General features: G+C 59.8%; 13 protein-coding genes. 3 read left to right on the top strand and 10 right to left on the bottom strand.

Annotated elements, in window-relative coordinates:
• Positions 1 to 2 precede the first annotated feature (2 nt).
• The 5 genes from KD146_RS14505 to KD146_RS14490 all read right to left on the bottom strand — a co-directional run bounded on the left by KD146_RS14505 (position 3) and on the right by KD146_RS14490 (position 4,649).
• Positions 3 to 1,133 (bottom strand): ABC transporter permease, encoded by a 1,131-nt coding sequence (locus tag KD146_RS14505; protein ID WP_212659528.1) that lies wholly within the window; start codon positions 1,131 to 1,133, stop codon positions 3 to 5.
• Complete coding sequence (locus tag KD146_RS14500; RefSeq protein WP_212659654.1) at positions 1,130 to 2,710, bottom strand: ABC transporter ATP-binding protein; 1,581 nt, start codon at positions 2,708 to 2,710, stop codon at positions 1,130 to 1,132. Before KD146_RS14500 ends, KD146_RS14505 begins: the two co-directional genes overlap by 4 nt.
• A gap of 28 nt (positions 2,711 to 2,738) precedes the next feature.
• Entirely contained in the window at positions 2,739 to 3,743 is a 1,005-nt protein-coding gene (locus KD146_RS14495; protein ID WP_212659527.1) for a BMP family lipoprotein, read from the bottom strand.
• Between the two features lie 194 nt (positions 3,744 to 3,937).
• On the bottom strand, positions 3,938 to 4,060 hold the full coding sequence (locus KD146_RS18400) for a hypothetical protein (protein WP_282222684.1): 123 nt from the start codon (positions 4,058 to 4,060) through the stop codon (positions 3,938 to 3,940).
• A 106-nt stretch (positions 4,061 to 4,166) separates the two neighbouring features.
• Positions 4,167 to 4,649, bottom strand: coding sequence for an SRPBCC family protein (locus tag KD146_RS14490; protein WP_212659526.1), 483 nt, complete (start codon positions 4,647 to 4,649; stop codon positions 4,167 to 4,169).
• A gap of 239 nt (positions 4,650 to 4,888) precedes the next feature.
• Here KD146_RS14490 and KD146_RS14485 point away from each other — a divergent pair, with 239 nt between their 5' ends.
• Genes KD146_RS14485 through KD146_RS14475 form a run of 3 tightly spaced genes read left to right on the top strand, consistent with a single transcriptional unit; the run spans position 4,889 to position 8,637 of the window.
• The gene (locus KD146_RS14485; RefSeq protein WP_427857110.1) at positions 4,889 to 6,115 is read left to right on the top strand and encodes a cell surface protein; all 1,227 of its coding nucleotides are present in this window, start codon (positions 4,889 to 4,891) and stop codon (positions 6,113 to 6,115) included.
• A 31-nt stretch (positions 6,116 to 6,146) separates the two neighbouring features.
• Positions 6,147 to 7,085 (top strand): DUF6384 family protein, encoded by a 939-nt coding sequence (locus tag KD146_RS14480; protein ID WP_212659525.1) that lies wholly within the window; start codon positions 6,147 to 6,149, stop codon positions 7,083 to 7,085.
• A 4-nt stretch (positions 7,086 to 7,089) separates the two neighbouring features.
• The gene (locus KD146_RS14475; RefSeq protein WP_212659524.1) at positions 7,090 to 8,637 is read left to right on the top strand and encodes a coiled-coil domain-containing protein; all 1,548 of its coding nucleotides are present in this window, start codon (positions 7,090 to 7,092) and stop codon (positions 8,635 to 8,637) included.
• A gap of 3 nt (positions 8,638 to 8,640) precedes the next feature.
• Here the strand turns inward: KD146_RS14475 and KD146_RS14470 are convergent, their stop codons facing one another.
• The 5 genes from KD146_RS14470 to KD146_RS14450 form a co-directional block, all read right to left on the bottom strand.
• On the bottom strand, positions 8,641 to 9,039 hold the full coding sequence (locus KD146_RS14470; protein ID WP_212659523.1) for a VOC family protein: 399 nt from the start codon (positions 9,037 to 9,039) through the stop codon (positions 8,641 to 8,643).
• A 52-nt stretch (positions 9,040 to 9,091) separates the two neighbouring features.
• The gene (locus KD146_RS14465) at positions 9,092 to 9,850 is read right to left on the bottom strand and encodes an iron ABC transporter ATP-binding protein (protein WP_212659522.1); all 759 of its coding nucleotides are present in this window, start codon (positions 9,848 to 9,850) and stop codon (positions 9,092 to 9,094) included.
• Positions 9,847 to 10,809, bottom strand: coding sequence for an iron chelate uptake ABC transporter family permease subunit (locus KD146_RS14460; protein WP_212659521.1), 963 nt, complete (start codon positions 10,807 to 10,809; stop codon positions 9,847 to 9,849). Before KD146_RS14460 ends, KD146_RS14465 begins: the two co-directional genes overlap by 4 nt.
• Positions 10,799 to 11,761 carry an ABC transporter permease gene (locus KD146_RS14455; RefSeq protein ID WP_212659520.1) on the bottom strand — a complete coding sequence of 321 codons (963 nt, stop codon included), beginning with the start codon at positions 11,759 to 11,761 and terminating at the stop codon, positions 10,799 to 10,801. The genes KD146_RS14460 and KD146_RS14455 overlap by 11 nt, the downstream gene beginning before the upstream one ends.
• 73 nt (positions 11,762 to 11,834) lie before the next feature.
• Positions 11,835 to 12,758 carry a siderophore ABC transporter substrate-binding protein gene (locus KD146_RS14450; protein ID WP_339892956.1) on the bottom strand — a complete coding sequence of 308 codons (924 nt, stop codon included), beginning with the start codon at positions 12,756 to 12,758 and terminating at the stop codon, positions 11,835 to 11,837.
• Positions 12,759 to 12,876 lie beyond the last annotated feature (118 nt).

Raw genomic sequence — 12,876 nt, 5'->3', positions numbered from 1 at the left:
GGTCAGCTCTCCGTCTTGGCGGTTTCCCGCTCGATGGCTTCAGACTTTTGCTCAGGTGAGAACAGCATGAAGCTGCGCTCCAGAGAGGGGCGGAACAGCCCTTCCATGGCACCGGTGAACAGGATCACCAGCGCCTGGATCACGACAATCATTTCCTTGGTGATGGCGGGAATAACGAATTGCAACTCCTGACCACCCTGATAGAGGGCGCCAAACAGAAGCGATGCAAGCAGGATGCCGATGGGATGGTTGCGGCCCATCAGGGCCACAGCGATGCCCACGAACCCGGCACCTGCGACAAAGTCGAGCACCAGGCGATGTTGCACGCCCATCACTTCGTTGATCGCCACCATCCCGGCCAGTGCGCCGGAAATAGTCATGGTGATCATGATCATCTTGGAGTTTGAAATACCCGCGTAGCGGGAGGCGGTCGGGTTGGCGCCCAATACCCGTACGGCATAGCCGAACTTGGTGTGCCAGATCAGGATGTAGACCCCGATCAGGGCCAGGACCGCAATGACGATGGACAGGTTTACCGGGGAGTAGCCAAAGAATGAGCTGAACTCGCGCAACTGTGGCACGCGGCCACCCATCTCGATGGTGTCGGATTCAGGCGCCATGCTGCTGGCAGGCTTGAGCACGCGATTGACCATGTAAACCATCAGCGCGGCGCCGATGAAGTTGAACATGATCGTGGTGATCACGACGTGGCTGCCGCGCTTGGCCTGCAGATAGCCGGGAATGAAGGCCCAGAAGCCGCCAACGGCCGCAGCGGCGAGAATGGCCAGCGGCATGGCGATCAGCCAATGGGTCTGATCAAGCGCCAGAGCGACGACAATGGCGCCAAGCCCGGCGACATAGGCCTGTCCATCACCGCCAATATTGAACAGTCCGGCATGGGCGGCAACGGCCACGGCCAGGCCGGTGAAGATGAAGTTGGTCGTGTAGTACAGCGTATAGCCGAAGCCGTCGCCATAGCCGAAGGCGCCGTAAATGATGACCTGAATGGCGTGCAGCGGATTTTCACCCACCAGCAGCACCACAAGACCGGACACCAGAAACGCCAGAAGCAGGTTGATCGCGGGCAGCAGGGCCACATCAGCCCAGCGCGGAAGAGGTCTACGGGCGCTCATTCTGCGGCCTTCTTGTCGTTGCCGATACCGGCCATCATCAGGCCCAGCTCGCCTTCAGTGGCGGTGGCTGGATCGGCTTCACCGACGATCTGGCCGTCAAACATCACCAGGATGCGGTCGGCCAGAGAGCGGATTTCGTCGAGCTCGACCGAGACAAGCAGGATCGCCTTGCCCTCGTCGCGCATCTTGATGATCTGATTGTGGATGAACTCGATGGCCCCGATATCGACGCCACGCGTGGGCTGACCAACGACCAGCACATCGGGGTCGCGCTCCATTTCACGTGCCAGCACGATTTTCTGCTGGTTGCCGCCGGAGAACAGCGAGGTTTTGAGATTGATATTGGCCGGTCGCACGTCGAACAGTTCGACATGTTCGGCAGCACGCTTTTTGGCGGCCTTGATGTCGAGGAAGCCGTTGGTGCCGTATTCCGGGCTGTTCTGGTAGCCCAGAATGGCGTTTTCCCATTCGGCAAACTGGGTCACCAGACCCATGCGCTGACGGTCCTCGGGCACATGGGCCAAACCCGCGGCGCGGGCGCGCGAAGCGCCGTCATCGCCGGCCAGCGAGAGGGTGACACCCTTGAGGATAATATCGCCCGCGGACTGGTCACGCATGCCGCTGACGGCCTCAAGCAGATCGCTCTGGCCATTGCCGGAAACACCGGCAATACCGACGATCTCGCCGGCGCGTACCGAGAAGCTGACATTCTTGACCCGGGTGACACCCATGTCGTCCTTGACGACGAGATTGTGCACTTCGAGCAGCTTTTCGCCGGGCTTGGCCGGGCCTTTTTCGACTTCGAGCAAGACGTGGCGACCGACCATCAGTTCGGCGATCTCTTCGGGGCTGGTGTCGGCGGTCTTGAGGGTGGCCACCATTTCGCCCTGACGCATCACCGACACGCTGTCGGTAATCGCCATGATTTCACGCAGCTTGTGCGTGATCAGGATCACTGTCTTGCCCTGAGCGCGCAGTGTTTCCAGCACGCGGAACAGATCGTCGGCTTCCCTTGGCGTCAGCACGCCCGTGGGTTCGTCCAGAATCAGGGTTTCAGCGCCGCGGTAGAGCGCCTTGAGAATTTCGACGCGCTGCTGCTGTCCGACCGAGATGTCCTCGATGATCGCATCGGGATCGACCTCAAGGTCATATTCTGTTTCGAGCCGGTTGAGTTCCTGACGCGCGCGGTCAAGGCTGGGCTTGATGAAACCGGAGTCCTCGGCGCCCAGAACGACGTTTTCGAGGACCGAGAAATTATCAACCAGCATGAAGTGCTGGTGCACCATACCGATGCCCAGTGCCAGAGCATGGCGGCTATCGGTGATTTCCTGCTCGGTGCCGTTGACGCGGATGGTGCCGCTGTCGGCCGTGTAGAAGCCATACAGGATGGACATCAGCGTCGATTTGCCAGCGCCGTTCTCGCCCACGATACCGTGGATGGAGCCCCGCGCGACCCGGAGGTCAATGTCCTTGTTGGCGTGAACAGCGCCAAATCGCTTGTTGATCTTCTCAAGCTGAATTGCCCAGCCATTGGCCGGGGCGGATGCAGCGGCCGTTTCCGGCCGCTGCGAGTTCATGGAGTCGTCTTGGCTCATCTAGCTGGGCTTAGAGCGGGCAGGTTGAGTCGGTGGTGTAGTCGTGCACGACCAGCGCACCGGACTGGATCTGAGCCGAGAGCTCGTCAACCGTGGTCTGCATATCGGCAGTGATCAGGTCGGCGTTGTTCTCGTCCAGCGAGTAGCCAACACCGTTTTCAGCCAGACCAAGCACGGTCAGGCCGGGCTGGAAGGTAGCGTCATCGGCGGCTTCGGTCAGAGCGTTCTGCACAGCCACGTCAACGCGCTTGAGCATGGAGGTCAGCACCGAACCGGGCTGGAGGTAGTTCTGGTTGCTGTCGACACCGATCGAGTACTTGCCGGCATCCTTGGCAGCCTGAAGCACGCCAAGGCCCGAGCCACCAGCGGCGGCGAAGATCACGTCAGCGCCGTTATCGATGGCAGCCTTGGTCAGTTCGCCAGCAGTCACGGGATCGTTCCACGCAGCTGGAGTGGTGCCAGTGTAGTTTTCGATCAGCTTGATGTCTGCGTTGACGGCCTTGGCGCCCTGAGCATAGCCACAGTAGAACTTGTGGATCAGTGGAACGTCCATGCCGCCAACGAAGCCGACAGTGCCGGTTTCGGACTTGAGTGCGGCCAGAGCGCCGACCAGGAACGAGCCAGTGTGCTCATCAAAAATGATCGACTGCACGTTTGGTGCGTCAACGACGGTATCGATCACGACAAAATTGGTATCGGGGAATTCTGGCGCCACAGCGGTAAGCGCAGCAGTCCAGGAGAAGCCAGCCATAACGATGGGGTTTGCACCCTGACCAGCGAAGCGGCGCAGAGCCTGTTCGCGCTGGGCATCGTTCTGCAGTTCAAGATCAAGGAAGCTGCCGCCGGTTTCGGCCTTCCAGGCTTCGGCACCGTTATAAGCGGCTTCGTTGAACGACTTGTCGAACTTGCCGCCCAGATCATAGATGACTGCGGGGTCGGCAAAGGCAGTGCCTGTGAGGATCGCGCTCAGCGCAACGCCGCCAGCAACAGCCTTGGTAAAGGTGGAAAATTTCATCGAGTTCGTCTCCCTGTCTCGCACGCTCGCGCTGGCAATACGCTCCAGCGGACACTCGGCGTGCTCTAGGCAGCGATACAACCGTGCAAATGCAGCACTTGCAAGATGGAATCGCCCATTTTTTTCCGATTGGTCAAATTTTGAACATCAAGCCTGCGTGCTGCGCGGCGATTTGCCCAAACTATCGACCAGAGCTACCAGCGCGACAGGACGGACTGGAACAGGCCCTCGAGATCAATATCGGGCGAGAACACCACCAGAATGGCCAGGGAGCCAATAGCGAACAGGGCGATCGTGTCTCTTGTGCGGGAGGTCATTGCAATTTGTTTCAAGGTTGAGCGAATGCGGAGGCATTCCCTACTGCAATTGAGACCGTCCGATTGTGATGGTTTGAGGGCAGATGAGGGCATGGTTAGCGCGCGCTTAATTGGTGCTGGCGTCCTCCTCGACCGGCAGCGGGGTAACCTCAGCACCCATGGCCGCGCCGAACCGCTCAAAGAAGCCGTCAATGATCTTCTGCGCCGAATTGCCGATGATTGCCTTGCCCAGCTTCATGATCTGGCCCGACGCACCGCCCTTGGCGTCAAACACCAGCAACGTCTGCTCGCCGCGATCGGAGAGAACGATGTCGGCCGAGCCTTCAGCCAGACCGAGCAATCCACCCTTGCCCCGCCCGGTCAGCGTATAGCGCTCCGCTGGCACGATGCCGGTCAGGGCCAGATCGCCTTTGAAGACGGGGTGCACCACGCCAAGATTGACCTTGATCTCAAGATCCAGCGTGTCCGCGCCGGACCAGGCAATCTTGTGACAGCCCGGAATCGCCGCCTTGAGCATGGCGGTGTCGTTGAGTGCAGCCCACACGGCCACGCGCGGGGCGGCGACGATATAGCGTCCACCAAAGTCCATTAGCGGCTACCTTCGCGCTTATGTTGCATGACGGCCCTATTGTGGCCGCGATACCACCAGAAACACTTGCTTGCCATAGTTGCGGGCCTTGCTCTTTACGTGCGGCTTTTTCGCACCAATATGGTCTAAATAGTTGTCTGAATGGGCAGTTGCAATTGTCAGGCAGCGACCCAGCGGCGATCAATAGCGCGACGAGGGCATTCCGCCGGTTCGGCGTCAATCATACGGGGAGCGATACAATGGCCAATGAAGTGACCACTGCACCAGCAACTGAAGTGGCGCCAGTCGCGATGTCGGCTGACAAGCCGCTGCAGTATCTGGACAAGGCGGTCAACGCCATTCGCGACCTGGGGATCTGGCCTGAACAGCAGGGTGAAGCCCCCATTACCGGCCTGCTCGCCAAGATCACCGAACTGGACGAGACCCGCGTGGTACTGATTGGTCGCACGTTGAGCCAGGCGAGCGCCTTCAATGAAGTTGTCCGCGAGCAGATCGCCGCCATGAAGATCGGTGAGCGCTACGAAGACATCACCAAGGGTTTTGATTCCATCCGCGACGACGCCAAGGGCATGGTCGACCAGTTGGCAGACAACAAGCTCGACCTGCTTGAGCGGGCGTCCAATGTGTGGATGAAGGTCAGCCGCGGCGATATCGCCACGCGCTTTGACAAAATCCGTGACACCTATCTGGCCGTCACGGCCGACACCAAGGATCAGATCGACCGCGAACACACCATTCTGGAGGCCTATCGCGACTTCCGTGGCGCGCTCAAGCAGTCAGAAGTGATGGCCCTGGAAGTGCTGGGGACCGCTGAAAAGCGTCTCACCGAGAAAAAGAACATCCTCCAGGCTGCTTCGGAAGCCGTCTCGACGTATGCCGGCAGCGTTCCTGCTGATCGTGCGCGTCTGGAAATGGATCGCGACGAAAAGCTGCGCGACATGCAAAATGAAGAGTCGCGCTATCAGATCGCCAAGGACCTCTCGGACAATCTGACCATTTCGTACAACACGTCCGAAGTGGTGATGGCTCGTCTGATGCAGACGACCAATGCCAAGGAGCGGGTCTATCAGCAGTCGATTTCGTTCTTCTCGACCAATGAGACCGTGCTGACCGCATTGTCCGCGTCGTTCACCGGCATGTTTGGCCTGCATGAATCCACCGAGACACTGAACGCCATGAAGGAAGGGATGAGCAAGAGCCTCGAAACCCTTTCCGAGATCGGCGACAAGGTGACCGAGGAAGCCGTCCGGGCTGGCTACGGCCCAACGGTGCGCGCCGATGCGGTCAAGAAGCTGGTGGATTCGGTGGTGAACTTCCAGGAGAAGAGCCGCACCATCATCAACGAGATGCGCGTCGCGTCGACCAAGAATTCCGAGGAAATCCGCGACGCTGTGGAAGATGGCAAGCGCCGTCTGGCGGCTTTGGCTGCCGAGGGCAATGCGCTGCTGCTCGAGGACCGGAACTGAGCCGAGAGACGCATACGGGTGGACGGCAATTATGAGTGACGCGACCGCAAAGTCCGCTGCACCCCTGGACGAAGTCATGCTGGCGATGGATGTGGTGGATACCCTGCGTCACCAGCAAGGTCTGGCGACGCGTGAACTCGACACCGACGCCAAAGAAGCGCAACTGATCTCCAAGCTGCGCGATATCTATCATCAGCAGGGCATTGAAGTGCCAGACCACATCCTCAAAGAGGGTGTGGCGGCACTGCAGGAAAGTCGTTTTGCCTATGACGCGCCCGAGCCAAGCTTCGGTGTGACCCTGGCCAAGCTCTATGTGGGTCGCAAGCAATGGGGTAAGCCCGTGCTCGCCATAGTCGGCGCGGTACTGGCGGTCATGATTGGCTATTTCGGCGTCTGGCAACCGTATCAAGCCGGACAGGCCGAACAGGCCAGGATCGAGCTGGCCGAAGGTCTGCCAGCGCAGATGGACGCGCTATATGAGACCATTTTTGAAGAAACCAAGGTGCAGCAGGCCGTTGTGGATGCCGAGGCCCTGCGGACCCGCGGTCAAACCTTTGCTGCTGAAGGTGACCGCGCTGCTGCAGAAGCAGCGGTTGCTGATCTGACCACGCTGCGCGACCAGTTACGTCAGGAATATACACTGCGGGTGGTCAATCGCCCCGATGAGCAATCGGGCTTCTGGACCTTTCCGGAAATCAATACCGACGCCACCAATTACTATCTGGTGGTCGAAGCGCTCGATACCGATGGAGATGCCATCAGCCTGCCAATCCTGAACGAGGAGAACGGGCAGACAGAAACTGTTGCTAAATGGGGCGTGCGGGTCCCAGAGTCGGTCTATGAGGCCGTCGTGGCCGACAAGCAGGATGACGGCATCATCCAGAGCAATGAGATCGGTCGTAAATCGTATGGTTTTGTAGATGTCGAATACAATGTGCCGGTATCCGGCGGGGCGGTAACGCGGTGGTAGAGCTATGAGTATCCGCGGTCCCGAAGCCCTGGCGAGCCTTGACGAGGCGATGCGCGATATCCGTCGCGAGGAAGACGAAATTTCCAAGCGTCTTGCCCGTTCGGCCGAGCGTATCAGCAAGATCCGCGAGAGCGAGGCCGAGCTGTTCCGGCAGTTGGCCCGTTTGCGGCTCGACCCGGCGGTGCAGGGCGAGCTTGATGGCGCCATTACCACGGCTGAGACCAAGGCACGCGCGCAGATCAAGACCCATGCCAAAGAGCTGAGCAAGGCCGAAAACGCTATTGCCAGCATTGACGAAGCGCTCAACAAACTCACCGGTGAACGCGCCGATGCGCTCAAGCAGTTTGAGAGCCATCAGGCCCAGCTCAAGGCGCTGGCGAGCAAGCTGGGGGCGACGATTGCGCGCGACCCCGCCTTTGCTGCCAAGCGGCAGAAGGCCAGCGAGCTGGCTGACGTGGCGGCGCAGTCGATGCGTAAGACCGAACAGGCCGAAGCGGACCGTGATGAAAAGGGACAGCCTTACCGCGACGACCCTCTGTTTATGTATCTGTGGGAAGCCGGCTATGGCACCTCGAACTATCGCGCCAACAATCTGGTGCGCTATCTCGACGGCCTGGTGGCCGGACTGATCAAATTCCACAAGGCGCGGCCGAACTTTGCCATGCTCAATGAGATTCCGTTGCGGCTGCGTGAGCATGCCGAACGGCAGATTGCGATTGCCAGCGTGGCCGAGACCGAGCTGGATGCTCTGGAGACCGAAGCTATCGACACCGCCGGGGGCAAACCCATTCGCGAAGCGATGGAAAGCGCTCAGCAGCGGATCGATGCGCTGGATGCTCAAATCATGGCGCATGAGGACCAGCGCGATGAGACCGCCAAGACCGTTGCCGGCCTGTCGCAAGGGCTCAACCCGGCCTTTGAAAGCGCATCGGCAGAACTGGCGACCGCACTAGGGCGCGAAGATATCAAAACCCTGCTGGCTGACGCCCGTCGCACCCGCACAGGCCAAGACGACACGATCGTTGCCCAGATCGACGATGCCCGAGCCCGGGCACGCGAAGAAGATCAGGAGACGCGCGAGCAGAAAGAGCGCCTCAAGACCCTGGCGGCCCGGCGGCGCGAGCTAGAAGACATTCAGTGGGAGTTCAAAAGGCAGCGGTTTGATGATCCGCGCTCGACCTTCCGCGAAGACCGGCTGGTGGGCGATCTGCTCAATGATTTCCTGCGCGGCGGCATTACCGCTGCGAGCTATTGGGACAGTTGGCAGCGCAGCCAGAACTGGAGCGCAGGCACCTCGGACTGGGGTGGTGGCGTCGGCCTGCCCAATAATGGTCGTCAGCGCTCGAACAACCCCTGGCCAGATAATGGCGGCTTCAAGTGGCCCGATAACAGCTTTGGTGGCGGTGCGGGCGGCAAGACCAAGGGCGGCTTCGGTGGCGGTTTCGGACGCCCCTCGGGTGGCCCGGGATCAGGCGGCGGGTTTTCACGGCCCCGCACCGGCTCAGGCGGCACACGCAAGCATGGCGGCTTCAAGACCGGCGGCGGCTTCTAGCAGCTAATTGGCGGGCGGCTGAGCCATCAGCTCCCAGATATTGCCTTCACTGTCCTCGAAATAGGCAGAATAGCCCCATTCGGACTGGGTGCCTTCGGTGACTATGGCGCCACCACCGGCCAGCACCTTGCGCAAGATTTCGTCGACTTCTGCTGCGCTGGATGCCTGGTGGCTGAGCACAAAGCCGGGCGTCCCGGCCACGGCGATGTCCTTGCCGGCTGTCTGGGCGATCTGCTCGCGCGGGAACAATACAAAGGAAAAGCCGTCATCAAAAAAGAAGGCTACGTGGTCTTCTCCAGCGCCGATCTGCTCTTCGGCGATGTCGAACAGAGCCCGATAGAACACGAAGGCGCGCTCCAGATCATCGACACCGATGGTAATGATGGAAATCGATGGCTTCATGGTGCGCTCCTTTGCGATCTTGGCTTCAGGTTAGCCATCGCAGGCTGAATCGTCACCCGTAATAGACACTGATTTTCTGCCCACCGATCTGGTGCACCTTGATGTCCATCTCGTAGATTTTCGAGAGTACCTCGGGATCAATCATGGCATCGACAGCGCCCTGCCCCACCACCTTGCCCAGCTTCATGGCGACGATGTAGTCCGAATACCAGGACGCGAAATTAATGTCGTGCAGCACCAATACCACGGTCTTGCCGAGCTCATCGGCGGCACGGCGCAGCAGTTTCATCATGCCCATAGCGTGCTTCATGTCGAGATTGTTGAGCGGCTCGTCGAGCAGCACATAATCAGTGTCCTGACACAGCACCATGGCGACAAACGCCCGCTGACGCTGGCCGCCCGAAAGCTCGTCAAGGAAGCGATCAGCAAGTTCGAGCAGGTTGAGGTAACCCAGCGCCTGTTCGATGTGGTGCTGATCCTCTGTGGTCAGACGTCCTTTGGAATAGGGATAGCGACCAAAGCTGACCAGATCGCGCACCGTCAGACGGGCGGTCATGTGGTTGTCCTGGCGCAAAATGGACAGGCGGCGCGCGAGTACGTCGCTGGGCGTGGTCGCGATATCGAGTCCATCAATGACAACGGTGCCGGTGTCCATGGCCATCAGGCGACTGACCATTGAAAGCAGCGTGGACTTGCCCGCGCCGTTGGGGCCGATAATTGAGGTGATGCCGCCGGCCGGCAGGTGCAGCGAGACGCCGTCGACAACGCAACTGGTCCCGTAATGCTTGGTGACGCCCTGGGTGACGATCATCGGGCAGCTCTCCGCAGAACAAGGAAGATAAAGACGATACCACCCAGAAACTCGATGATGATCGAGAGGGCCGTATCAAAGGCAAATACGCGTTCGAGCACGGTCTGGCCGCCGACCAGAAAGATGATCGACAGCAGCACGGCAGCAGGCAGCACGAATTTGTGACGGCTGGTGCCCACCAATCCGTGCGCAAGACTGGCGACCAACAGGCCGAAAAAGGTGATGGGTCCCACCAGCGCGGTGGAGACGGCGACCAGCACCGAGACCAGCATCAGAATGGTCACCACCGTGCGCTTGTAGGGCACGCCCAGATTGATCGCCTGGGACCGCCCAAGCGCGAGCACATCGAAGGTGTGACCGAGGCGGAACGCGACCAGGCTAACGGCAATGACAATGATGGTAGATGTGGTCAGCAAGGTCGTATCGACCGTGGCGAAACTGGCAAAAAAGCTGTCCTGCAGCACATTGAAGGCGTTGGGATCGAGCAGACGCTGCATGAACTGGCTCAGGCTGCGAAACAGAATGCCAAAGACAATCCCGACCAGTACCAGCAAATGCAGGCTGCGCTCTTCACCCAGAAACAGCCAGCGGAACAGCAGGCCGGAGAACACGACCATCACAACGATCTCGACACCGAACTGGGCCTGGTCGTTCAGCGTGGTCAAGGCACCGGCGCCCAGAAAAAAGACAATGGCGGTCTGGAGCAGGATGTAGAGCGCGTCGAACCCCATGATGGAGGGGGTCAGAATGCGGTTATTGGTGACCGTCTGAAATAGCACGGTCGAGACCGCCACCGCATAGGCCACCAGCACCAGCGCCAGCAGTTTGCGGCCTCGGAACGGCAGCACAAAGCTCCAGCTACCCTTGGCGCCGAGCGTCATGAAGCAGAGAAGTGAAACCAGCGCGAGCAGGCTGAGAACGATCAGAGCAAGGACCGGGCGAGAGAGCTTAACTGGCATGGCGCGGGGTCCGCAGCAGCAGATAGAGGAAGATGGCGCTACCGGCGACGCCGACCACCACACTGATGGGGATTTCATAGGGAGCCCGGATCAGGCGTCCCAGAATATCGCAGGCCAGCACGAAGCCGGCTCCAGACACAGCCACCCAGGGCACGGTGCGGCGCATATTGTCACCGACAAACAGGCTGACCAGATTAGGAATGATCAGGCCCAGAAACGGGATGGACCCGGCGCTGACCAGTACCACTGCGCTGATCAGCGAAACGATGACCAGTCCGAGCACCATGACGCGCTCATAGTTCAGACCCAGATTGGTGGTGAAGTCCTTGCCCATGCCCGCCACGGTGAACCGGTCAGCAGCGATATAGGCGAGAATGGCGCAGGCTAGACCGATCCAGAGCAGTTCGTAACGGCCGCGAAGAATGCCGGAGAAGTCGCCCATGTTCCAGGCGAGCAGCGAGGGCAGCAGACCGTATCGGTAGGCAAAAAAACTGGTGACGGCCCCAATAATGCCGCCCAGCATGATGCCGACCAGCGGCACCAGCAATTGGTCGCGCAGCGGCACCACCCGCAAAATCCGCAGGAACAAAGCGGTTCCCGCCAAAGCAAAGGCAGCGGCAACCAGCATCTTGGCCATCAAGGGCCAGCCCGGCGCCAGAATGGTGACGACGAGAAAACCGAGGCTGGCAGCTTCGGTTGTGCCCGCGGTGGAGGGTTCGACGAAGCGGTTGCGCACCACCATCTGCATCACCAGCCCGGCAATGGCGAGCGAACTGCCCGCCAGAATGATCGCCAGTGTGCGTGGAATACGGCTGATCAGCAGTACCTGCATCGCGCGGCTATCAGCGTCAGACGCCAAAAGGGTGCCAAGCGAAACATCGCTGACACCAACAAACAGGCTGACAATGGCCAGGGCAATAGTTGCCCCGATGGCAAGAGCAAGCAGGCGCATCGCGACCAGCTCCAATCAAACAGGCAAACACCCGGCTGCCGAAACAGCCGGGTGTTGGTTGGTTCTCGTGGGATCAGCCGTTCAGGCCGGCCAGCACCTGATCGAGCAGCAGCATCACGCCGGTATAGCCGTGCATGGTGATGTAGGCAGCCTGCGGATCGAGATAGACGATGTGCCCGTTCTGGGCAGCACTGGTCTGGTTGACCAGTTCGTTATCGAGCAGGGCAGCGGCTGCGCCGGTGCTTTCGCCGGTTCCCGCATCGCGGTCGATAACGAACAGCCAGTCGGGGTTGGTTTCCAGGATGAACTCAAACGAGATGCCGTCGCCACCGTGATCGCCATCTTCGACGTCAGGCATGGCAGTGGGAATACCGAGCTGATTGTGGATCCAGGCAACGCGGCTGTCGGGACCATAGACGCCGACATTGCCGGCATTGGTGACCAGCACCAGAGCATTGCCCTTGCCGTCGGCAGCAGCCTTGACCTCAGCCACCTTGGCGTCGAGCGCGGCGTTGAGTTCGGCAGCCTTGTCCTGCAGCTGGAAGATTTCCCCCAGCTTGGTCAGATTGGCCTCAATGCCACCAATGATGTCGGCATTGTCGATCGACATATCGATGGTGGGCAGAATGTCCTTGGCCGTCTCATAGGCTGCGCGCGAGCGGGCGCCAACGACGTAAAGATCAGCTTCCGAGGCGGCGATGCCTTCAAAATCGGGCTCAAACAGCGAGCCGATCTGCAACGCATCTGGCGCCACGAACCCCTGAAGATAAGCCGGGGAGTTGGAGGCAGGTACGCCGGCAACGGCAATGCCCATGGCATGCAGGTTATCAAATGCAGCCCAGTCCGAGGTCAGCACCTTTGCTGGCACACCGGAAATAGTGGTTTCGCCCTGTGCATGGGTGACCGTGACGTCTTGCGCCAGGGACATGCTGGGCAGGGCAAGAGCGCCAGCGACCAGCGCTGCGAGAATGGCGGGCGTGTGAGTAAGCTTGTTCACTTGGCATCCAATCGGGAACGACAAACAGGGGCACAATCAAACATGATTGAGTATGTCCGGTTATTATCCACGCCGCCAAGCGGAGTCAAAAGCTAATGTGATATTTTCCGTCATATTA

Source organism: Devosia litorisediminis (assembly GCF_018334155.1).
GTDB lineage: Bacteria > Pseudomonadota > Alphaproteobacteria > Rhizobiales > Devosiaceae > Devosia > Devosia litorisediminis.
Note: the sequence above shows the minus strand (reverse complement) of the source record. Positions and strands in the feature narration are given on the sequence as shown.